The organism is Sphingomonas sp. MS122 (assembly GCF_049532975.1).
Lineage (GTDB): Bacteria > Pseudomonadota > Alphaproteobacteria > Sphingomonadales > Sphingomonadaceae > Sphingomonas.
Map to the genome: position 1 here is coordinate 1,242,286 of NZ_CP186695.1, position 19,548 is coordinate 1,261,833.

Sequence of the window (19,548 nt, forward strand, 5' to 3'; positions counted from 1 at the left end):
TCGGCAGCGCGAAGCTCTTGAGGGCGGGGGCGATGCCCCCCTTGAGTGCGGTCACGTTCACTTGGCTTTACGCTCCCAGGCGCGCGAGCATGAGGTAGGCGAGCTTGGCGGTCTCCGGCGTCGGCCGCAGCGGATTGACCGGCGGCAGCGCGGTGTTCTTGAGCCGCCCGGCGCTCTCGAGCCGGTCGATCGTCGCGAGCCAGTTGCGGTCCTGGCCCTCGGCCTCGTTGCCCAGCACCACCTCGGCATTTGCGCCGAGCGACTGGACCAATTGCTGGAACCTGGCGTCGAGCTGGCCCGAGGCGAGCCCGGTGGCGCCGGCCGAGGCCGCGCCCTGGTCGAGCTTGCCGGCGAAGCGCTCGTAGATCTGGCCGAGCGAGCGCGGCGTGCCGTTGGGCGTGTAGAAGACGTTGCGGTTGGCGCGCGCCGCGGCGGGGAACAGGTTCGCGCCCGACTGGCCGGGATCGGCGTCCATTGCGCGCAGGAACTTCCGCGCCCCGCCGATGCCGAGGAAATGCGCCATATAGAGGTCGGTGCCGGTCGCCTCGCGGCCGAGCGAGCTCTCCAGGCTGTCCTTGTTGTCGCTGGCATGCTCGGCGGCCATCAGCGACGCCGTCTCCGGGTCGTTGCGCAGCGACAGGATCGCCTGGCGCGCGGCGGGGTCGCTCACCACGAAGCGGCCCGAAGCGGTGCGGCGGATGCTGTCCGACGCCCAGCCCAGGCCGTGCTTGTCGCCATGCTCCTTGACCACGCCGAGCCAGCTCTGCTCGATGAACTGGTAGAGGCCGGTCGCGCTCGAGGTGCGCGCGCGGGCATTGGCGCGCATGCCGCTCTCGACCTGCGCCTGGCCGAGCAGATAGTTGAAGTCGATACCGGTCTTCTGGCTAGCCGCCGCGATCGCCGTGGTGACGTTCGCCTTGGCTCCGATCGAAGGTATAGTCATCGGCTCTTGCTCTTCTTCCCCCTGGGTAGGAGGCGTTCAGCAAGAGGCGTGCCAGTTCAGAAGGAAGGAGAGTTGATTCACGCGGAGGCGCGGAGGCGCGAAGATGTTCCGCTTGGCCGCATCAGCGGCCTTTCTCATTCGACTGTGAGGGATTTCCTGCGGCTTGCGGCGCGGACAACGGTGCCGCGAGGGTTGAACCCTTCGCGCCTCCGCGCGAACCAAATCAAATCCGCGCGTGGATGATCAGGCAAACGTTCCGGCAATCCCGGGCCGGTAGGACGGCAAATTGTTGCCGGTCAGCGTCTGCAGCCGCCGCCGCACATTGGCGGCCATCAGGTTGACATAGATGCGGCAGGTCTCGTTGAGGCGGTGCGCCTCCTCGGCCAGCGCCTTGAGCTCGGGCGAGAGCGCCGGCTCGTCGTCGTTCGCGGCCCCCACCGCGTCGATCCCGATCAGTTTCTCGCGCGTCGCGCGCTCGAGCGCGGCGACGTCGTTCGCCTTCAGTGCGGCGATCTCGGCGTGCAGCGCGTCGATCACGCGGACCAGGGCGTCACGCCTTGTCATGCGGGTTCCATTGCAGCTTGAGCGCGAGCAGCCGGTCCGCGACGGTCGAGGGGACCAGCGGGAACTTGCCGTCGGCGATCGCCTTCTTGATCCGCGCGACGCGCTCGGCGTCGACCGGGGCGCTCGCCGCGGCGGTCTGGGTCAGGGCTGCGGCGGTGCTGGTCTGCGCGACCTGCGTCGGCCCCTCCGCCGCCCTGACGGGCGCGGCCGGGGTCACCGGCGTCAAACGCCGGTCGGCAATCGCGGGCTTGAAGCCAGTTGGTTCCACCATGTTCGCAACCTTTGCTCTGCGGACATACCCAAGAACGACCGCGCGGCCGCGCGCTTTAGCAAAAAATCATTCGCCGAATCCGGGCAGCCGCGCCCGGCCCGGCTCGACCGCGATCGCGGCGACCGGCGGGCGCTTGTCGTCGACCTTGACCAGCACGCGGCCGCCCGCGGCGGCATCGGCCATCGCCAGCCCCTCGCGCGTGATCGAGAAGCCGGCCGCGCCGGCCTCGACCAGCACCGGGTCGCCGCGCTTGATCACCGCCTCGGGCTTGACCGGGACTGCAGGACGCACCGCCGCGACCGCGGTCGGCGCCGCCTTGGGCAGCGCGTTGACCGGCACGAACACGCGCCATTGCTGCGGCCCCGCGCAGCGGATCACCACCGCATCCTCCGCCGCCGAGCGCCAGCTCAGCTCGGGCGCGTCGCACGCGGCGAGCTTGAGGCGCTTGTCGACCGGCGCGCGCGCACCGCCGATGTCGCCGATCGGCGCGCCGGCGAACTGCTCGACCAGCCGGTCGAGGACTTCGGTCGACTGGAAGCCCGCGGGCGTCGCGCCGGCGAGCAGGGTAGAAAGAAGAATGGCGTTCATGGATGCCTCCATTTCAGTTCGCGCCGCCGGCAAAGCCGACGGAAAGGGTGACGGCCCGGCGCTTGCCGGGATCGGTGACGATCGAGATGCGCGCCGGATCGGCAGCGCCGCTGCGGACCAGCGCCGCTGCGACCGCGCGCGCGCGGTCGGCGGCGAGGATCGCCGCGCTGCCGGTGGCCGGGTCGAGGTCGCGCCCGCCCTCGGCCGAGCCGGTGACGGTGATTCGCGTGCGCGGATCGCGCGCGGCGCCGCGCGCCCAGAGGATGGCGCCGGACATGTCGGCGACTGCCGAGCCTTCGGCGAACCCCTCCACGCGGGTGCTGGCGACCGCCATCGGCGCGGGCGCGGTCTCCTCGATGCCGAACCCGGCGCGCAGGCCGGCGAGCAGGCTCTCGCGGTCGAGCTCGCGATTGGCCTGGAGCAGCACGAAGAAGCCGACCAGCAGCAGCGCGAGATCGGCGAGGGTGATCAGCCATACCGAGCGCGCGGGCGCGATCTCGTCCCACATGTCGGCGTAAACGTCTGGCGTCATGCCGCGAGCTCCCGCTTGCGCGCGCGCTCGAGCGTGGCGAGCTGGGCGAGCGGCGCGGCGAGCCGCAGCCGTTCGCTCGCTTCGGCGCGCGCCAGCCGCTTGAGCCGCGACGCCACCGGCATCGCCACCAGATTGGCGACGAGCGCGCCATAGAGCGTGGCGAGCAAGGCGACGGCCATCGCCGCGCCGATCGTCGCCGGATCCTGCATCGACGCGAACATCTGGACCAGGCCCAGGATCGTGCCGATCAGCCCCATCGCGGGCGCAGCCTCCGCGGCACCGGTCCAGACCTCGATCGCGGCGCGATGCCGCTCGGCGCGCGCCGCCACGCGATCGTTGACCAGCCGCGTCACTTGCTCGGGCTCGGCGCCGTCGACCGCGGCCTCGACCGCCGCCGCCATGTCGGGATCGGCGATCACCGAGCGATCGAGCGAGAACAGCCCGTGCCGCCGGGCGATGCGCTCGAGCGAGGCGATCTGCGCGATCTGCGTGTCCGCACTGAACGGACGCCGCCACAGCGTCACCAGCGCCGCCAGCGCGCGCCCGACATCGGCCAGCCGGTTGCGCAGCACCACGGTGAGCGCGGTGCCGCCCAGCACGATCCCGATCGCGACCGGATCGAGGAAGGTGCCCGGGACGAGGTTGAAGGCGGGTTCGGAAAGCGCGGCGATATTCATGCGTGATTCTTTGCAAGCACCGGGCCAAGTGCGGTTGCTGAACTCCAACCTTCGTCGTCACCCCGGTCTCGTGCCGGGGTGACAGAGGGGCCGGCAAAACCCGCCGCCGAACCTCACCGGCAAAACCGGCAAAATCCATTGCCGCCCCCGGCAACATCTTGCCGCCCTCTCCGCATTTTCCGGCAAATCCGGCGATTTCAGCCGCGAACCCGGAAACTGGCACGCCGATTGCTAGGAAGGCCGCGAACAAATGTGCGGAGGACGCATAGCATGGGTCAGAACAGTCTTTTCGGGGTGCACGGTGCGGCGCTCGCGGTGCGCTCGCAGCGCATGGGCGTGCTCGCGTCGAACATCGCGAATGCCTCGACGCCCGGCTACAAGGCCAAGGACATCGATTTCAAGGAAGCGCTGAACGCGATCGAGACGCCCGGCATTGCCGGCGCCGATCCGATCGATGCCGCGACCAAGTTCCGCGTGCCCCTTCAGCCGAGCCTCGACGGCAACACCGTCGAGCTCGCCACCGAGCAGACCGCCTTCGCCGAGAACGCCGTCGCCTACCAGACGACGCTCGCGTTTCTGAACGGGCGCATCTCCACCATCACCCGCGCGCTGAAGGGAGAATAACCGTGCCGGATCAGCCGCTCAGCATCTTCCAGGTCGCGGGCCGCGCCATGTCGGCGCAGCTCGTGCGGATGAACACCACCGCCTCGAACCTCGCCAATGTCGGCCAGGTCGCGTCGTCGGCGGCCGAGGCCTATCGCACGCAGAAGCCGGTGTTCCGCACCGCCTTCGACGCCGCGAACAATCTCGCCACCGTCGATGTCGAGCGCGTCGTCACCGCGGGCGAAGCGCCGACCAAGCGCTACGACCCGGGCAACCCGATGGCCGACAAGGACGGCAACATCTGGGAGAGCGCGGTCGACGAGACCCGCGAGCTGGTCGACATGATGGAGACCGCGCGCACCTATCAGAACAATGTCGAGGTGATGCAGACGGCCAAGACGCTGATCACCCAGACGCTCAACCTGGGACGCGGCTGATGACGACGAGCTTTGACACCACGCTGGCCAATCTGGGCATCAACCGCACCGGAACCGGCACGAACAACACCAACAAGCTCGGCTCGGAAGCGATGGACCAGTCCGACTTCCTGACGCTGATGACCGCGCAGATGAAGAACCAGGATCCGTTCGATCCGGTCGACAACACGCAGATGGTCGCGCAGATGGCGCAATTCTCGTCGCTCGCCGGCATCAGCGAGATGAACACGACGCTGCAGGCGATCGCCGCCAAGCTCGGCGGCACGACCACCACGGACCTCGTCTCGTGGGTCGGCCGCACCGTGCTGACCGAGGGCAACACCGCCTATCCGCGCACCGACGGCACGCTCGGCGGGGTGATCGAGCTCGGCGCCGACGCGGCGGAGGTCAACGTCGTGATCGAAGGACCGAACGGCGAGATCCTCAAGAACGTCTCGCTCGGTTCCGCGGCCAAGGGCCAGATCGAGTTCGAATGGGACGGCTCGACCGACACCGGCGAGGACGCCGGCGACGGCCCGTTCAAGATCCGCGTCGCCGCGCAGAACGCCGATGGCGGCGCGGTCACCGCCAAGCCGCTCGTCTGGGCCCCCGTCACCGCCGTGGCGATGGGCAGCGACGGCAATCCCGTCCTCACCCTGCCCGGCATCGGTCAGGTCTCCACCACCGCCGTCCGCAAGATCGGCTGAGAACCCAGCTTCCAAGGAGCACGCACAATGTCCTTCTACACCTCGCTCTCCGGTCTCCAGGCGGCGCAGACCGACATGTCGACCATCTCGCACAACCTGTCGAACGTCTCGACCAACGGCTTCAAGAAGAGCCGCACCGAGTTCGCCGACGTCATCGCCTCGTCGGTGTCGCTCAACCCGAACCAGATGGTCGGCTCGGGCACCACGGTGAAGGCGATCCGCCAGCAGTTCGGCCAGGGCGGCACGCAGCAGTCCTCGTCGAGCCTCGACATCGCGATCTCGGGCGACGGCTTCTTCGCGGTCAAGCCGAGCCTCGACGCCGCCGGCGTCAACTTCACGCGCAACGGCAGCTTCCTGGTCGACAGCGATCGCTACGTCACGGATTCGCAGGGTTCGTACCTGCAGGTCTATCCGGTCGACGGCTCGGGCGCGGTGATCGCGACCGGCATGGGCTCGACCGTCAACCTGCGCCTGCCGCAGACCAGCGGCGTGCCCGAGGCGACCAAGAACGTCGCGCTCTCGCTCAACCTCTCGGCCTATTCGTCGGTCCCGTCGGAAGCCTCGCGCTTCACGCCGGAGACGCCCTATGCCTTCGACCGCTTCGATCCGGGCACCTACAACAACTCGACTCAGACCACGATCTACGACGCCAGCGGCAACCCGCTGACGATGACCAGCTATTTCGTGCGCGAGAGCACCGACGCGCCGAGCACCTGGTCGGTCTACACCTTTGTCGGCGACAAGCAGCTCGGCACCGATCCGGCCGATCCGCAGCCGGTCACGCTGACCTTCGACAGCAACGGCGCGCTGAGCTCGCCGAGCGCGCCGACCCAGTTCGCGCCGTTCACCGTCGGCACCAGCACGACCGAGCAGCAGATCGCGCTCGACTTCGGCAGCGCGACGACTCAGCTCGGCCAGCCGTTCAGCGTCAACAACCGCTCGCAGGACGGCAAGGCGGTCGGCCAGCTCGACGGCGTCACGGTGGGCGAGGACGGCACGGTCCGCGCCAGCTTCTCGAACGGCGACAGCCTCGCGCTCGGCAAGATCGCGCTCGCCAACTTCTCCAATCCGTCGGGCCTGCGCCAGCTCGGCAACTCGACCTGGGCCGCCACCGGCCTGTCGGGCGAGCCGCGCCTCGGCGAGCCGGGCAGCAACGGCTTCGGCGGTCTCATGTCCGGCGCGATCGAGCGCTCGAACGTCGACATCACCGAGGAGCTGGTCGGCCTGATCGCAGCGCAGCGCAACTTCCAGGCGAACGCCAAGGCGCTCGATACCGCGAGCCAGATCTCGCAGACCATCTTCAACATCCGTAGCTAAAACAGGGACTTGGAGGCCAAGCGATGGACAGGCTCGTCTATACCGCACTGTCGGGGCTCAAGGGCCAGATGGATGCGCAGGCGACGATCGCGAACAACATCGCGAACGCCTCCACGATCGGCTTCCGCGCCGACCGGGTCAATTTCGAGCGGCTGATGGTCAAGGGCGACGGCCACGACAGCCGCCAGCCCAGCGCCGAGACCGTGGTCGACATGGACCGCCGCGCCGGGGCGATCGTCTCGACCGGCCGCGGGCTCGACGTCGCCATCACCGGCGACAACTGGCTCGCGGTCCAGGCGGCCGACGGCAGCGAAGCTTACACGCGGCGCGGAGATCTCCGCATCGCGCCGAGTGGCGTCTTGGAAACCGGCGACGGTTTCCCGGTGATGGGGTCGGGGGGCCCCATCACCGTGCCGCCGCACGACAAGATCATGATCGCCGACGACGGCACCCTCTCGATCGTGCCCCCGGGCGCCGATCCGAGCCAGCCGCCGCAGGTGCTCGATCAGCTCAAGCTGGTCAGCGACCAGGGCAGCAAGACCGTCAAGGGACTGGACAATCTGCTCCATGTCCGCGGCGGCGGGGCGCTGCCGGCCGATCTCGACGCGCGGGTCCAGACCGGCGCGCTCGAGCAGTCGAACGTCAATCTCACGCAGGCGCTGGTCGACATGATCGAGAACCAGCGCAGCTACGAGGTGCAGGCCAACCTGCTCCGCGAAGCGAAGAACATGGACGAAAGCTCCGCGTCTTTGATGCGCGTGAGCTGAGCATCTAGGGAAGGACCAGGACCATGGGTTCCGCAGCAATGCACATCGCGCGCACCGGGCTCGACGCCCAGGACATGCGCATGCGGGTGATCTCGAACAACCTCGCCAACGTCAACACCACGGGCTTCAAGCGCGACCGCGCCTCGTTCGAGGCGCTGGCCTATCAGGTCGTCACCGCGCCCGGCTCGGCGAGCACCTCGGAGACGCAACACGCCACGGGGCTCAACCTCGGCACCGGCGTGCGCATCCAGGGCACCGCGCGGATCGACACCCAAGGCTCGTTCCAGACCACCGGCAACGCGCTCGACATGGCGCTCGACGGCAACGGCTTCTTCCAGGTCCAGCTGCCCGGCGGCCAGCTGGGCTACACGCGGGCAGGCAACTTCACCCGCTCGCCCGAGGGCCTTCTGGTCACCAGCGAGGGCTATCAGGTGATGCCGGGCATCACGATTCCCGAGGGCGCGACCTCGATCACCGTCGGCACCGACGGCACGGTCAGCGCGACCGTCCCGGGCCAGACCGAGGCGAGCCAGATCGGCCAGATCCAGATCGCAGCCTTCCCCAATGCCTCGGGGCTTCAGGCGATCGGCGACAATTTCCTGGTCGAGACCGCCGCCAGCGGCGCGGTCAATCTCGGCATCGCCGGGCAGGACGGCCGCGGCAACATCCGCCAGGGCATGCTCGAGGGCTCGAACGTCAACGTCGTCGAGGAGCTGGTCGACATGATCGAGACCCAGCGCGCCTACGAGGTCAATTCGAAGATGATCTCGGCGTCCGACGAGATGCTCAAATATGTCAACCAGAACATCTGAGGGGCATGTGATGAAGTTCGCCGCAGGTCTCGTCACCGGTGCCGCGATCGTCGCGGCGATCGCGCTCGCCCAGCCGGCCAAGGCGCAGCTGTTCGGCGGCAAGAAGCCGAAGGAGGACTTCAGCGTCACCCTTCCTGCTCCCGTCGCGCCCGCAACGCCCGCCAACGGCTCGATCTTCCAGGCGAGCCAGGGCTATGCCGCGCTCCACGAGGGCACGCGCGCGCGCCGCGTCGGCGATCCGCTGACGATCGTGCTGACCGAGCGCACCAGCGCGTCCAAGTCGGCCGGCTCGCAGCTCGACAGCGGCGGCGGCTTCTCGATCACCCCGCCGAGCACCGGCGCGCTGTCGCTGTTCAAGGAGAGCGACGCCAGCATCAGCGGCAAGCGCAACTTCAAGGGCGCGGGCAGCGCCGACCAGGCCAATGCGCTGTCGGGCGAGATCAGCGTGACCGTCGCCGAAGTCTATCCCAACGGCACCATGCTCGTGCAGGGGCAGAAGCGCGTGACGCTCAACCGCGGCGACGAGTTCATCCAGATCAGGGGGATCGTCCGCCCGAGCGACATCGACGCGAGCAACCGCATCGCCTCGACCCGCGTCGCCGACGCCCGCATTTCCTACACCGGCAAGGGCGATGTCGCCCGCGCCAGCCGGCAGGGGTGGCTCAGCCGCTTCTTCCAGGTCATCAGCCCGTTCTGAGGAATCCCGACATGACCCGTTTCCTCATCGCCCTGCTCAGCGCTGCGCTGGGCCGCCGCACCGGCCCGCACCCGGCCACCCAGCCAGGCTACCCTATGGGTGGCCGGGTGGGAGTGCGGGCCGGTGCGACTTTTCTCGTGGCCGCGATCTTTCTCGCGGTCACGCCGGCGAACGCCGAGCGGATCAAGGACCTCGGCGCCTTCCAGGGCATCCGCTCGAACCAGCTGACCGGCTACGGCATCGTCGTCGGGCTCCCCGGCACGGGCGACGACAATCTCGAATATACCGTCCAGTCGATGAAGGGCGTCACCGCGCGCTTCGGCCTGGCGCTGCCGCCCGGGGTCAACCCGGCGCTCAAGAACGCCGCGGTGGTGATGATCACCGCCGAGCTGCCGCCCTTCGCCAAGCCGGGGCAGAAGCTCGACATCACCGTCTCGTCGATGGGCAAGGCCAAGTCCTTGCGCGGCGGTACGCTGGTGATGACCCCGCTGCTCGGCGCCGACGGCCAGATCTATGCGATGGCGCAGGGCAACCTCGCCGTCGGCGGGCTAGGTGCTGAGGGGGCCGACGGCTCGAAGATCGTCGTCAACATTCCCTCCTCGGGCCGTATCCCGGAAGGGGCGACGGTCGAGCGCGCGGTCGACACCGGCTTCGCCGACACGCCCTATCTCACCTACAACCTCGCCCGTTCGGACTTCACGACGGCGCAGCGCGTCGCGGACGCGATCAACGGCCGCTTCGGCTTCGGCACCGCGCGCGCGATCGACGGCGTGTCGGTCGCGGTGACGGCGCAGCCCGGCGCCGATGCGCGCGCGCGGATCATGAGCGAGATCGAGAACCTGCCGGTCGACGCCGCCGAGGCGCCGGCCAAGGTCATCGTCAATGCGCGCACCGGCACGGTGGTGATCAACTCGGCCGTGCGGGTCAGCCCGGCCGCGGTAACGCATGGTAAACTCACCGTTCGTATTGATGAATCCCAGCGCGTCAGCCAGCCGGCGCCGTTCAGCCAGGGGGAAACCACGGTCGAGCAGCGCAGCGCCGTCGGCGTCGAGGAGGAGAAGCGTCCGATGTTCCTGCTGGAGCCCGGCCCGAAGCTTGCCGATGTGGTCAAGGCGGTGAACGCGATCGGCGCGTCGCCGGCCGACCTCGTCGCGATCCTGGAGGCGCTCAAGCAGGCCGGCGCGCTGAAAGCGGAGCTGATCGTCCTGTGACCCAGATCCCGGCGCCCGTATCGAAACTCACCGGCACCGTGTCCACCGACACGGCCCGGCTCGGCACGCGCGCCAACCTAGACAAGGCGGGCGAGCAGTTCGAGGCGATCTTCACCAAGATGATGCTGTCGTCGATGCGCAAGGCCAAGCTCGCGGACTCGCTGTTCGAGAGCCAGGCGCTCGACCAGTTCCGCGACATGCAGGACCAAAAGCTCGCCGAGAACATGGCCGCGCACACGCCGATCGGCATCGGCAAGGCGATGACCGAATTCCTCGCGAAGGCCGGGTCGGTCGCCGACGCGCCGGCCACTCCGCCGGAAGGTAAGCCCGAATGACCGACATGCTCTCGATCGGCGCCAGCGGCGTCCGCACCTATCAGACCGCGTTGACCACGACGTCGGAGAACATCGCCAATGCCGGCACCGCGGGCTATTCGCGCCGCGTCGCCGTCACGCGCGAGGTCGCGGCGCCGAGCGATGGCTCGAACCGCGTGCTCAACGGTCTCGGCGTCACCGTCTCGGGCATCACCCGCGCCGCCAGCGACACCCGCAACGCCGAGGTCCGCGCCGCCGGCTCCGACCTCGCGCGCAGCGAGGCGAGCGCGGTGTGGCTCGACCGGATCGAGGGCGCGCTCACCGGCAACAAGCTCGACGAGCGCCTGACCGCCTTCTTCAACGCCGCGACCGCGCTCGCCGCCGATCCCTCGGCCAGCGCGCCGCGCGCGACCATGCTCCAGGCGGCCGCCGGCCTCGCCAGCGCCTTCGCCCAGACCGGCGCGGCGCTCGACGGCGCGCTCGCCGATCTCGACCAGTCGGCCGACGCGATGGCCGGCCAGCTCAACACGCTCACCGCCAGCCTCGCCAAGGTCAATTCCGCGCTCGGCCGCGTCGCGCAGGGCACCAGTTCGCAAGCCGCGTTGCTCGACGAACGCGACCGGCTGCTCGAATCGATGAGCGCGCTCACCGATATCGGCGTCAGCTTCGACGCCGCCGGCCGCGCGACGGTCAAGGCCGGCTCGGGCGGGCCGCTGCTGGTCCAGGGCGACCAGGCCGCGGTCGCGGCCTATGCCCGCGGACCCGATGGCGCGGTCTCGTTCGCGGTCTATGGCATCGACGGCAGCCACGCGCTGAGCCCCGGCGGCGGCGCGATGGCCGGCGTCATCGAGGGCGCGGCGCGGATCGCCGATGCGCGCGACGCGCTCGATCGCATCGCGGTCGATCTCGCCGAGGGCGTCAATGCCGTCCAGGCCGGCGGCGCGGACCTCGACGGCAATGCCGGCGCGGCGATGTTCAGCGCGACCGGCGCATCCGATTTCACGCTCGTGCTCGACGATCCGCGCGGCATCGCCGCCGCGGCGCCGGGCGGCGGCGAGCGCAGCAATGCCAATCTCGCCAACCTCGCCGCGCTGCGCAGCGACGGCAAGTTCGAGGCCGGGCTGACCAAGCTCACCACCGACAATGCCAGCGCGCTCGCCGGCCGCCGCTCGATCGCCGAGGTCCAGTCGACGATCCGCAGCAACGCCGCCGCGGCGCGCGATTCGCTCGCGGGCGTCAACGTCGACGAGGAAGCGGTCGACCTGATCCGCTTCCAGCAGGCCTATCAGGCGTCGAGCCGCGTCATCCAGGTCGCGCGCGAGACGCTCGACACCCTCTTCAACATCCGGTGACCGCAATGCGCGTGACGACCAGCCAGACCTATGAGCGCCCCTCGCTGCTGATGACGAGCCTGACGAAGCAGGCCGACAAGCTGCAGGTCCAGATCGCGACAGGCAAGAGGATCCTCGCGCCGTCGGACAGCGCCTCGGGCTGGCAGCAGCTCTCGGGCCTCCGGCGCGCGGCGTCGGATGACGGCGTGTACGGCGAGAACGTCAAGATGGCCCAGTCGCTGCTCGCCGCGACCGACAGCGCGCTCGAGACGGTCGAGACCCAGCTCCAGCGCGCCAAGACGCTTGCGGTGCAGGCCAACAGCGACACCGTGACCCCGGAAGGCCGCGCCGCGATCCTCAAGGACGTCGAGGCGATCATCGCCGACCTGCTCGGCGTGGCGAACACCAAGGACAGCCGCGGCCAGCCGCTGTTCGGCGGCGCGGCGGGCGACGCCGCCTATGCCCGCCAGCCCGACGGCTCGATCGCCTATGTCGGCTCGGGCGAGGCGGCGCCGATCCCGGTCGGCGACGGCGTCGACATCGCCGCGACCGAGACCGGCGCGCGCGCCTTCGGCAACATCCCGGGCGCCAATGGCGCGACCGACATGTTCGCCATCCTCGCCGCCTTCGCCGCCGCGCTCCAGCCCGGCGCCGAGCCCGGCGGGATCGACACCGCGATGACCGATCTCGACGCCGCGCTCGACCAGCTCGGCACCACCCGCGCCTCGGTCGGCGCCCGCGCCTTCCGCATGGACCTCGAGGCCGAGCGCCTCGTCGACATCGACACCGCGCGCGAGGCGACCCGCTCGGGGATCGAGGAGATCGACACCTCGACCGCGATCGCCGAGCTGCAGAAGACGCTGACCATCCTGCAGGCGACTCAGGCCAGCTTCACCAAGCTCACCGGCATGTCGCTGTTCGACTATCTGCGCTGAGCCGCTTGCAATGTTGGATTTGTTCTGATTTTGTTCCTGTTCGCTCCGCTTTGTCCGCGTTCCCTGCCCGTGATCGCGCCGGGGAGGCCCCAAGTCGAGGCAGATAGTGTAAACTTCGTGTCAACTTCCGGCGCGCGGCACCGATATGCGAACCGGCCCGGCACCGTCCTGTTAACCACATCCTAGCGCTTTTTCGCTCAAGTTCCGGGCCGCGCTGCCGTTTCTACGAGTAACCAAGCCAGCGCCGGGGGGTAGCGAGCGAAGTCATGTTTCCAGCAATCGGTTTCGTCGTCCTGATCGCCATGGTGTTCGGCGGCTTCGCCATCACCGGCGGCGCGCTCGAGCCCGTGCTGCACGCGCTGCCGCACGAGATGCTGATCATCGGCGGCGCCGCGCTCGGCGCGCTGATCATCGGCAACTCCGGCCGCGAGCTCAAAGCGCTCGGCGGCGGCTTCGCGAAGGTGCTCAAGGGCCCCAAATACAAGAAGCAGGACTATCTCGACGTCATCTTCCTCGTCAGCAAGCTGATGAAGATGCTGCGCGTCGACGGCCCGATCGCGCTCGAGCCGCATGTCGAGGACCCCAAGTCCTCCGCCGTCTTCGCCGAATATCCGCGCCTGCTCGCCGACAAGACGCTGGTCAACCTGATCGCCGACACGCTGCGCCTCGTCGTCGTCTCGTCGGGCACGCTCGACGTGCACGCGGTCGAGGAGGTGATGGACAATGCGATCAAGACTCACCACCACGAGGTCGAGGAGCCCCAGCATGCGCTGCAGGGCCTCGCCGACGCCTTGCCCGCGCTCGGCATCGTCGCGGCGGTGCTCGGCGTGGTGAAGACGATGGGCTCGATCGACAAGCCGCCGGCGATCCTCGGCGCGATGATCGGCTCGGCGCTGGTCGGCACCTTCCTCGGCGTGCTGCTCGCTTATGGCCTGGTCGGGCCGCTGGCCGGGCGCCTCAAGCAGATCATCGATGCCGACGCCGCGATCTATCACACGGTCAAGCAGATCATCATCGCCTCGCTCCACGGCCATCCGCAGCCGCTGGTGATCGAGGCCGCGCGCTCGGGCATCGCGCATCACAACCAGCCGGGCTTCGCCGAAGTGTTCGACGGCCTGCGCGGTAGGTAGGCATGACGGCCAGGGCGCCCCATGCGGCCAAGCTGCCGCCCAAGATCATCGTCAAGAAGGTCTATGTCGAGGGTGGCGGCGGCCATCACGGCGGCGCGTGGAAGGTCGCCTATGCCGACTTCGTGACGGCGATGATGGCGTTCTTCCTGCTGATGTGGCTGCTCGGCGCGACCAACGAGAAGCAGCGCAAGGCGCTCGCCGACTATTTCGCGCCCACGCTGATCGAGTTCAAGCAGAACAGCGCCGGCTCCAACGGCCTGCTCGGCGGCGACGCGCTGCAGGGCAAGGACAATTACCCGACCATGGCCAAGCAGACCGGCACAAGGTCGATGACGATTCCCGCGGGCGCGGAGGGCGGCGACCGGGTCGGCACCGGCGAGCAGGGCAGCCTCAAGAACAAGGAGGCGATGGACGCCGCGGACCGCAAGGGCTTCGCCAAGATGAAGGCGGAGATCGAGCGCCGCATCAAGACCACGCCCGGCCTCACCAAGCTCGGCAAGCATGTCCGCTTCGTGCCGACGCGCGATGGGATGCGCATCGATCTCATGGACAATGCCGACTATTCGATGTTCGCGCTCGGCACGACCAGCTTCGTGCCCGAGGCGGCGAAGCTCGTCGCGATGGTGGCGGAATCGATCGCGCAATCGGAGAACCCGATCATGATCCGCGGCCATACCGACAGCCTCGGCTATGGCGATCCGCAGAACATGAACAACTGGATGCTCTCCAGCGCGCGCTCGGAAGAGACCCGCCGCCGCCTCGCCGCGGGCGGGGTCGCCGAGCCCCGCTTCGAACGCATCGAGGGCGTCGCCGACCGCGAGCCGCTGATCAAGGCCAACCCCGCCGACCCGCGCAACCGCCGCGTGGCGATCACGTTGCTCTATCGGAAGAGCAAGCTGGATCGGTAAGGGTCAGAATAGCTGCTTGCGAAGCGAGAGCTGGACGACTCGCCCGGTTCGATCCCTGAGGTTCGGCAGATACGCCGCCGGAGTCACCCCATTCTGGTCCACGACGCGCTGCCGTGAATCGAAGATGTTGATGACCTGAAGCTCGACCTGCACGCCGCGAAGCCAGGGGTGCTTGAGGCCCGCATCCATATATTCGGCGGGGCGCACCCCGGCCTCGAAGTTGAAGGTGGTGAGGCTGCCGAAGTCGAGCACTGTGGCGTTGCCGGCGAGGCCGCTCGAGGTGCGCGAACCGCTCGCCCATGTCCCGCGCAGGTTCGCGCGAAGCCAGTCGTAGCGCACGTTCACCGAGCCCCGGACGCGATGCGCCGGCGTGGGATCGCCCGAATCGCCGGTCAGGCGGCTGATCACGATACCCGGCGCGATTTCCGACTGATCCTCGATCAGCCAATCATGCTGGATATCGAAGCGGAGCTGGTTCCCGCCGCCGCCGCGCCGGCCGCCAAAGCCGCCGCGGCCCCCGCCCCCGGGGCCTCCCGGGCCTCCGAACCGGACCGCCCTTTGCCCCATGTCCGCGCCAGGTGGCGGACCTTGCTCCTGCCCTTGGCGCCGGACCTGCTGGCCATCCTGGCCGCCCGGCCCGCGCTGGCTGCCGCCAAAAACGCTCTCCTGCTGCCGCAGACGGCGGAATTCCTCCATGCGGGCCGAGAATTCGGGTGGGAGCGGCTCCCCCGTGCGCCGGGATTCGGCCATCGCCTCGCGGAAGCGCGCCATTTCCGCCTGGCGGCGCTTGGCATTGGGCGACGGCAGCGGCAGGCCCAGGCTGATGCCCCAGTTGAGGCTGCGCTGCTCGCCCCGGCCCGAATTGATCGGCCGCGCATCGACGCTGAGCAACCGGCCCTCGCCGTCCCGCACGAACCGGCCCGGGAACGCCGCCTGGACCTCGGCAGTGAGCGCGGGGAAACTCTGCGCGCGGCTGCGATAGGTCTGCTCGGTATAGTTTGCGCGGATCGTCAGGTCGGTTTCCGCGAACGGGCGGATATAAGTGCCCAGCCGCATCACGTTGCGCCGGTCCGCGCGCAGCAGCGGGTTGCCGCCGGTGATCCGCGTCACGTCGACGCTCTCGCCGCGCACATAGTCGAACACCGCGACATTGGGCGTGCTGATCACCGGGTCGCCAAGCTGCTCGGGGGACGGCGCGTTGCTGTCGTTGGTCCAGTTGGCGATGAACGTCACTTGCGTGAGCGGACGCCAGTTGAGGCCATAGCCGGTGGTCGTCAGCCGTCCGAAATCGGAGACCTCCTCCACCTCGGCATTGGCGAAGATCGACAGGTCACCGATCGCACTGAGCACGGCGCGATTGCGGCTGGCGATCGGCAGGTTGATGTTGCCGCGCACGCTCGCCGTATCGCGGGAGATCTCGGTTTCGCGAAACACACCCGACCGGAACGACTGACTCGACAAGTCGCGCGTCGTCCCGGCGATGCGGATGCTGGTGGTGACGTCGCCCGCCGGCAACTTGAACAGCGGCCCGTTGGTGAGGGCGTCGATTCGCGCGAGGCTCGACTGCGAGCTGGCCGTGTCGGACGGCCGGACCGACAGCAAGCGAAGCGGGATCGGTGCGAAGGGATTGAAGCTGGGGTCGCCAGCGTTTAGCGCGCCTTGCGCCGCATCGACGGACACACCCGTGCTGGTCACAGTGTCGGACCAGGAACGGTCATAGCCTCCGGTCACCGACCAGCCCCATTTGGCTGACCATGGCGACTGGTCGCCGTTGATCGTGAAGCCGGTTTGCAGCGTCTGGCCGTCCTCCAGCCGTGATAGCGGCGCGAGTTCGTTGAGATAGCGCAGCACCTGCACGTCCTGCGAGAACGGCGAGAACGGATTTCCAGCCGGCAGCCGCAGCGTTGCCGTCGGCAGGCCGAGCAGCGCCTCGCTCTGCCGCGCGGTCAGCTGGACATTGGCGGTCGCGCGCACCGTCGGCGAGAGCGTCCGGCTGTAGCGGCCGCCGATCTCGATGTTGCGCTGCGGGTTGATCAGCGTTCGATAGGGCGACAGGTCGGTGACGTTCGCGCTGTTGGCATTGGCCGCGAACGCGCCCAGTCCCTGCGGCCCGCCCGCTGCCGCATCCGGGACGCCCGCCACGGTGACGATCGTTCCCGCCGCCGCGCTCAATGCGGGGTCGATCTCGCCGCCGGTGATGCCGGTGATGTTCCCGCGCGTGTCGAACAGCCGGGTCGGCGCCCGCGTCACGCCCCGCTCGCTCTCGAGGATCCCGGAGCGGGTGTCGAGTTGCATGTCGAACTCGATCCGCCCATCGCGGGTTATCTTGGTGATATTGAGGTCGGCTTCGGTTTGCGCGTTCCCGCCGGCTGTGGGAACTCGGCCCTGGATTTCGGCGGTCACAGCCTGGAAACGCGGCCGCAGCACGATGTTCAGCACCTTCTGGGTCGCGCTATAGCCATAGCGCAGCGCCGCTTCCTCGGGCAGGATATCGACGCGTTCGATCGCTTCCGACGGCAGCCGCGCCACTTCCTGCAGGCTCGAGCGCCGGCCGCTCAGCAGGATCACCGGCTGTTCGCCGCCCCGCCCGGCGCTGCTGCCGAGCTGCGGCGCGAGCTGCTCGATCAGCTCACTGATGTTCGACGCGCCATAGGCGCGGATGTCCGCCGCGCCCAGCATGACCTCCGGTTTGACGTCGCCCGGCACCGCGCCGCGCAGCTGGCCGGTGACGACAACTTCCTCGCCTTCGAGCTCCTCGCCTGCATCGCCCCCCGAAGCGGGCGTGGCCGGTGTTTCTTCCTGCGCGGTGGCGGCGGGCGCCGGCGCCGGCGCTTGCTGCGCCGCAGCCATCGCCGTGGGCGCGGCCGTCACCATCAACCCCGTCATCGCCCACGCTACGCCCCGCATTCGCCCCTCCTGTTCGTCCGGCCCAAATAGCCGTCCGTCGTCCCAATAAGTACGATTTGTCGCAGAAATGTGCCGGGCGGAAAATTAGTCTGGCCTGAACGTCTCAGTCGGCGTCCTGCCCTTGCATCCGCGCATGATGGCGGATCACCTCGTCGATGATGAAGCGCAGGAACTTCTCGGAGAATTCGGGGTCGAGATCGGCCTGCGCGGCGAGCTCGCGCAGCCGCGCGATCTGCCGCTCCTCGCGCCCCGGGTCGGCGGGCGGCAGCCCGGTCTCGGCCTTGTGGCGTCCCACCGCCTGGGTGATCTGGAACCGCTCGGCGAGCAGGAAGACGAGCGCGGCGTCGATCCGGTCGATGCTCTGGCGATAGCGTTGCAGCGTCTCGTCGCTCATTGTCGCGCGGTTCCCGGTTGATTGCGCGCGCCTTCTCGCGCCGCTTTCGTGCAGAGGCAAGCCCCGCTGCACTTGCCTTTCGCCTGCGTTGCAGCCACATCGCGCCCAGCATGAGCGCGACCGTTCACAACATTGGGGCCCACAACGGCCGTGCCGCCGAGCCCTCGCTGGAACCCATGATCGCGCTCGTCGCGGCGGACATGAACCTCGTCAATGCCGTGATCCTCGACCGGATGCAGTCGCAGATCCCGCTGATCCCCGAACTCGCCGGGCACCTTATCGCGGGCGGCGGCAAGCGCATGCGGCCGATGCTCACCTTGGCGAGCGCGCGGCTGCTCGACTATTCGGGGGCGCGTCACCACCGGCTCGCCGCCGCGGTCGAGTTCATTCACACCGCGACGCTGCTCCATGACGACGTCGTCGACGGCTCGGACATGCGCCGCGGCAAGCGCACCGCCAACCTCATCTGGGGCAATCCGGCAAGTGTGCTGGTCGGCGACTTCCTGTTCAGCCGAAGCTTCGAGCTGATGGTCGAGGACGGCAGCCTCAAGGTGCTCAAGATCCTCTCCAACGCCTCCGCGGTGATCGCCGAGGGCGAGGTCAACCAACTCACCGCCGCGCGCCGTATCGACTTGGCCGAGGAGCGCTATCTGGAGATCATCGGCGCCAAGACCGCGGCGCTGTTCGCCGCCGCCTGCCGCATCGCCGCGGTGGTCGCCGAGCGGCCCGAGGGCGAGGAGGCCGCGCTGGACGCCTATGGCCGCAACCTCGGCATCGCCTTCCAGCTGGTCGACGACGCCATCGATTACGTCTCCGATGCCGGCACGATGGGCAAGGACGCCGGCGACGATTTCCGCGAGGGCAAGATGACGCTCCCCGTCATCCTTGCCTATGCCCGCGGCAGCGAAGAGGATCGCGCCTTCTGGAAGGAAGCCGTGCTCGGCCGCCGTATCGGTGACGACGACTTCGCCCACGCGGTCGGCCTCGTCCGCTCGAGCCGCGCCGTCGACGACACGCTCGCGCGCGCGCGTCACTACGGCCAGCGCGCGATCGACGCGCTGGGTATCTTCCCGGGCAGCGCCGCCAAGGACGCGATGATCGAGGCGGTCGAGTTCGCGGTCGCCCGCGCCTATTGATTTTGTGCGGCTCGCCGGACACGGCACCAGCCCCCACCCGGCCACCCAGCGGCAGTATGATGTGGTGGCCGGGTGGGAGGAGCGGGCTGGTGCCGCAAATTAACTACGCCTCGTTCTCTTCGTCCTCGTCTTCCTCGACGCCCAGCGCGTCCTCCTCGTCCTCGTCGAGCGCGTCGTCGATCGCCTCGCTGATCATGTCGAGCTGGTCGTAGCTCGCGGTCAGCTCGATCGTCTCGCCGTCCTCGTCGTCGATGCTGATCAGATAATCGCCCTTACCGTCGGCGGTGATGCTGAAGCTCGAAAGCGTGCGTGCCATGTCCCGTCTCCTTCAAACCGCGCAACGCGCGCCGCGCAATTGAGTGCCATTACGCTTCAAGCATTGCGGTAA

23 protein-coding genes are annotated in these 19,548 nt (G+C 68.8%); 14 read left to right on the forward strand and 9 right to left on the reverse strand.

Going from position 1 to position 19,548, the window contains the following annotated elements; all coding sequences use genetic code 11:
• Nucleotides 1–67 precede the first annotated feature (67 nt).
• From ACO227_RS05835 to ACO227_RS05860, 6 genes are all read right to left on the reverse strand, one after another.
• Nucleotides 68–943, reverse strand: a complete 876-nt coding sequence (locus tag ACO227_RS05835; RefSeq protein WP_423606033.1) for a lytic transglycosylase domain-containing protein — start codon at nucleotides 941–943, stop codon at nucleotides 68–70.
• A gap of 243 nt (nucleotides 944–1,186) precedes the next feature.
• Nucleotides 1,187–1,507 (reverse strand): flagellar protein FlgN, encoded by a 321-nt coding sequence (locus ACO227_RS05840; protein WP_423606035.1) that lies wholly within the window; start codon nucleotides 1,505–1,507, stop codon nucleotides 1,187–1,189.
• The gene (gene flgM, locus ACO227_RS05845) at nucleotides 1,494–1,778 is read right to left on the reverse strand and encodes a flagellar biosynthesis anti-sigma factor FlgM (RefSeq protein WP_423606037.1); all 285 of its coding nucleotides are present in this window, start codon (nucleotides 1,776–1,778) and stop codon (nucleotides 1,494–1,496) included. The genes ACO227_RS05840 and flgM overlap by 14 nt, the downstream gene beginning before the upstream one ends.
• Nucleotides 1,779–1,844: 66 nt before the next feature.
• Entirely contained in the window at nucleotides 1,845–2,366 is a 522-nt protein-coding gene (locus ACO227_RS05850) for a flagella basal body P-ring formation protein FlgA (RefSeq protein WP_423606039.1), read from the reverse strand.
• 13 nt (nucleotides 2,367–2,379) lie between these two features.
• Nucleotides 2,380–2,898: a flagellar motor protein MotB gene (locus ACO227_RS05855; protein ID WP_423606040.1), complete on the reverse strand. Its 519-nt coding sequence runs from the start codon at nucleotides 2,896–2,898 to the stop codon at nucleotides 2,380–2,382.
• Complete coding sequence (locus ACO227_RS05860; RefSeq protein ID WP_423606042.1) at nucleotides 2,895–3,575, reverse strand: motility protein A; 681 nt, start codon at nucleotides 3,573–3,575, stop codon at nucleotides 2,895–2,897. The genes ACO227_RS05855 and ACO227_RS05860 overlap by 4 nt, the downstream gene beginning before the upstream one ends.
• 270 nt (nucleotides 3,576–3,845) lie before the next feature.
• Here ACO227_RS05860 and flgB point away from each other — a divergent pair, with 270 nt between their 5' ends.
• The 13 genes from flgB to ACO227_RS05925 all read left to right on the forward strand — a co-directional run bounded on the left by flgB (nucleotide 3,846) and on the right by ACO227_RS05925 (nucleotide 14,723).
• Nucleotides 3,846–4,199 carry a flagellar basal body rod protein FlgB gene (flgB, locus tag ACO227_RS05865; RefSeq protein WP_423606043.1) on the forward strand — a complete coding sequence of 118 codons (354 nt, stop codon included), beginning with the start codon at nucleotides 3,846–3,848 and terminating at the stop codon, nucleotides 4,197–4,199.
• 2 nt (nucleotides 4,200–4,201) lie between these two features.
• Complete coding sequence (gene flgC, locus ACO227_RS05870) at nucleotides 4,202–4,615, forward strand: flagellar basal body rod protein FlgC (protein WP_423606045.1); 414 nt, start codon at nucleotides 4,202–4,204, stop codon at nucleotides 4,613–4,615.
• The gene (locus ACO227_RS05875; RefSeq protein ID WP_423606046.1) at nucleotides 4,615–5,301 is read left to right on the forward strand and encodes a flagellar hook assembly protein FlgD; all 687 of its coding nucleotides are present in this window, start codon (nucleotides 4,615–4,617) and stop codon (nucleotides 5,299–5,301) included. The genes flgC and ACO227_RS05875 overlap by 1 nt, the downstream gene beginning before the upstream one ends.
• A 27-nt stretch (nucleotides 5,302–5,328) precedes the next feature.
• Nucleotides 5,329–6,618, forward strand: coding sequence for a flagellar hook protein FlgE (gene flgE / locus ACO227_RS05880; RefSeq protein ID WP_423606047.1), 1,290 nt, complete (start codon nucleotides 5,329–5,331; stop codon nucleotides 6,616–6,618).
• 23 nt (nucleotides 6,619–6,641) lie between these two features.
• Nucleotides 6,642–7,385, forward strand: coding sequence for a flagellar basal-body rod protein FlgF (gene flgF, locus ACO227_RS05885; RefSeq protein ID WP_423606048.1), 744 nt, complete (start codon nucleotides 6,642–6,644; stop codon nucleotides 7,383–7,385).
• Between the two features lie 23 nt (nucleotides 7,386–7,408).
• Nucleotides 7,409–8,197: a flagellar basal-body rod protein FlgG gene (gene flgG / locus ACO227_RS05890; RefSeq protein WP_423606050.1), complete on the forward strand. Its 789-nt coding sequence runs from the start codon at nucleotides 7,409–7,411 to the stop codon at nucleotides 8,195–8,197.
• Between the two features lie 10 nt (nucleotides 8,198–8,207).
• Nucleotides 8,208–8,894 carry a flagellar basal body L-ring protein FlgH gene (locus ACO227_RS05895; RefSeq protein WP_423606052.1) on the forward strand — a complete coding sequence of 229 codons (687 nt, stop codon included), beginning with the start codon at nucleotides 8,208–8,210 and terminating at the stop codon, nucleotides 8,892–8,894.
• Between the two features lie 95 nt (nucleotides 8,895–8,989).
• On the forward strand, nucleotides 8,990–10,105 hold the full coding sequence (locus ACO227_RS05900) for a flagellar basal body P-ring protein FlgI (RefSeq protein WP_423607275.1): 1,116 nt from the start codon (nucleotides 8,990–8,992) through the stop codon (nucleotides 10,103–10,105).
• Nucleotides 10,102–10,440: a rod-binding protein gene (locus tag ACO227_RS05905; protein ID WP_423606054.1), complete on the forward strand. Its 339-nt coding sequence runs from the start codon at nucleotides 10,102–10,104 to the stop codon at nucleotides 10,438–10,440. The genes ACO227_RS05900 and ACO227_RS05905 overlap by 4 nt, the downstream gene beginning before the upstream one ends.
• A complete protein-coding gene (gene flgK, locus ACO227_RS05910; protein ID WP_423606055.1) occupies nucleotides 10,437–11,771 on the forward strand; it encodes a flagellar hook-associated protein FlgK in 1,335 nt (444 codons plus the stop codon). The genes ACO227_RS05905 and flgK overlap by 4 nt, the downstream gene beginning before the upstream one ends.
• A gap of 5 nt (nucleotides 11,772–11,776) precedes the next feature.
• Nucleotides 11,777–12,685: a flagellar hook-associated protein FlgL gene (flgL, locus tag ACO227_RS05915; protein ID WP_423607277.1), complete on the forward strand. Its 909-nt coding sequence runs from the start codon at nucleotides 11,777–11,779 to the stop codon at nucleotides 12,683–12,685.
• Nucleotides 12,686–12,951: 266 nt separating this feature from the next.
• Complete coding sequence (gene motA, locus ACO227_RS05920) at nucleotides 12,952–13,815, forward strand: flagellar motor stator protein MotA (protein WP_423606057.1); 864 nt, start codon at nucleotides 12,952–12,954, stop codon at nucleotides 13,813–13,815.
• Nucleotides 13,816–13,817: 2 nt separating this feature from the next.
• On the forward strand, nucleotides 13,818–14,723 hold the full coding sequence (locus tag ACO227_RS05925) for a flagellar motor protein MotB (RefSeq protein ID WP_423606058.1): 906 nt from the start codon (nucleotides 13,818–13,820) through the stop codon (nucleotides 14,721–14,723).
• A 3-nt stretch (nucleotides 14,724–14,726) separates the two neighbouring features.
• Here ACO227_RS05925 and ACO227_RS05930 read toward each other — a convergent pair whose 3' ends face one another.
• Entirely contained in the window at nucleotides 14,727–17,630 is a 2,904-nt protein-coding gene (locus ACO227_RS05930) for a TonB-dependent receptor (RefSeq protein WP_423606060.1), read from the reverse strand.
• Nucleotides 17,631–17,733: 103 nt separating this feature from the next.
• Nucleotides 17,734–18,024, reverse strand: a complete 291-nt coding sequence (locus ACO227_RS05935; RefSeq protein ID WP_423606061.1) for a chorismate mutase — start codon at nucleotides 18,022–18,024, stop codon at nucleotides 17,734–17,736.
• A gap of 110 nt (nucleotides 18,025–18,134) precedes the next feature.
• Between ACO227_RS05935 and ACO227_RS05940 the strand changes: the two genes are divergently transcribed.
• Entirely contained in the window at nucleotides 18,135–19,160 is a 1,026-nt protein-coding gene (locus ACO227_RS05940; RefSeq protein ID WP_423606062.1) for a polyprenyl synthetase family protein, read from the forward strand.
• Nucleotides 19,161–19,263: 103 nt separating this feature from the next.
• Here ACO227_RS05940 and ACO227_RS05945 read toward each other — a convergent pair whose 3' ends face one another.
• Nucleotides 19,264–19,476, reverse strand: a complete 213-nt coding sequence (locus tag ACO227_RS05945; protein WP_423606063.1) for a hypothetical protein — start codon at nucleotides 19,474–19,476, stop codon at nucleotides 19,264–19,266.
• Nucleotides 19,477–19,548 lie beyond the last annotated feature (72 nt).

Coding starts and splice junctions, on each gene's coding strand:
- ACO227_RS05835 (WP_423606033.1), bottom strand. CDS start 943: ATGACTATACCTTCGATCGGAGCCAAGGCGAACGTCACCACGGCGATC.
- ACO227_RS05840 (WP_423606035.1), bottom strand. CDS start 1,507: ATGACAAGGCGTGACGCCCTGGTCCGCGTGATCGACGCGCTGCACGCC.
- flgM (WP_423606037.1), bottom strand. CDS start 1,778: ATGGTGGAACCAACTGGCTTCAAGCCCGCGATTGCCGACCGGCGTTTG.
- ACO227_RS05850 (WP_423606039.1), bottom strand. CDS start 2,366: ATGAACGCCATTCTTCTTTCTACCCTGCTCGCCGGCGCGACGCCCGCG.
- ACO227_RS05855 (WP_423606040.1), bottom strand. CDS start 2,898: ATGACGCCAGACGTTTACGCCGACATGTGGGACGAGATCGCGCCCGCG.
- ACO227_RS05860 (WP_423606042.1), bottom strand. CDS start 3,575: ATGAATATCGCCGCGCTTTCCGAACCCGCCTTCAACCTCGTCCCGGGC.
- flgB (WP_423606043.1), top strand. CDS start 3,846: ATGGGTCAGAACAGTCTTTTCGGGGTGCACGGTGCGGCGCTCGCGGTG.
- ACO227_RS05875 (WP_423606046.1), top strand. CDS start 4,615: ATGACGACGAGCTTTGACACCACGCTGGCCAATCTGGGCATCAACCGC.
- flgE (WP_423606047.1), top strand. CDS start 5,329: ATGTCCTTCTACACCTCGCTCTCCGGTCTCCAGGCGGCGCAGACCGAC.
- flgF (WP_423606048.1), top strand. CDS start 6,642: ATGGACAGGCTCGTCTATACCGCACTGTCGGGGCTCAAGGGCCAGATG.
- flgG (WP_423606050.1), top strand. CDS start 7,409: ATGGGTTCCGCAGCAATGCACATCGCGCGCACCGGGCTCGACGCCCAG.
- ACO227_RS05895 (WP_423606052.1), top strand. CDS start 8,208: ATGAAGTTCGCCGCAGGTCTCGTCACCGGTGCCGCGATCGTCGCGGCG.
- ACO227_RS05900 (WP_423607275.1), top strand. CDS start 8,990: ATGGGTGGCCGGGTGGGAGTGCGGGCCGGTGCGACTTTTCTCGTGGCC.
- flgK (WP_423606055.1), top strand. CDS start 10,437: ATGACCGACATGCTCTCGATCGGCGCCAGCGGCGTCCGCACCTATCAG.
- flgL (WP_423607277.1), top strand. CDS start 11,777: ATGCGCGTGACGACCAGCCAGACCTATGAGCGCCCCTCGCTGCTGATG.
- motA (WP_423606057.1), top strand. CDS start 12,952: ATGTTTCCAGCAATCGGTTTCGTCGTCCTGATCGCCATGGTGTTCGGC.
- ACO227_RS05925 (WP_423606058.1), top strand. CDS start 13,818: ATGACGGCCAGGGCGCCCCATGCGGCCAAGCTGCCGCCCAAGATCATC.
- ACO227_RS05930 (WP_423606060.1), bottom strand. CDS start 17,630: ATGCGGGGCGTAGCGTGGGCGATGACGGGGTTGATGGTGACGGCCGCG.
- ACO227_RS05935 (WP_423606061.1), bottom strand. CDS start 18,024: ATGAGCGACGAGACGCTGCAACGCTATCGCCAGAGCATCGACCGGATC.
- ACO227_RS05940 (WP_423606062.1), top strand. CDS start 18,135: ATGAGCGCGACCGTTCACAACATTGGGGCCCACAACGGCCGTGCCGCC.
- ACO227_RS05945 (WP_423606063.1), bottom strand. CDS start 19,476: ATGGCACGCACGCTTTCGAGCTTCAGCATCACCGCCGACGGTAAGGGC.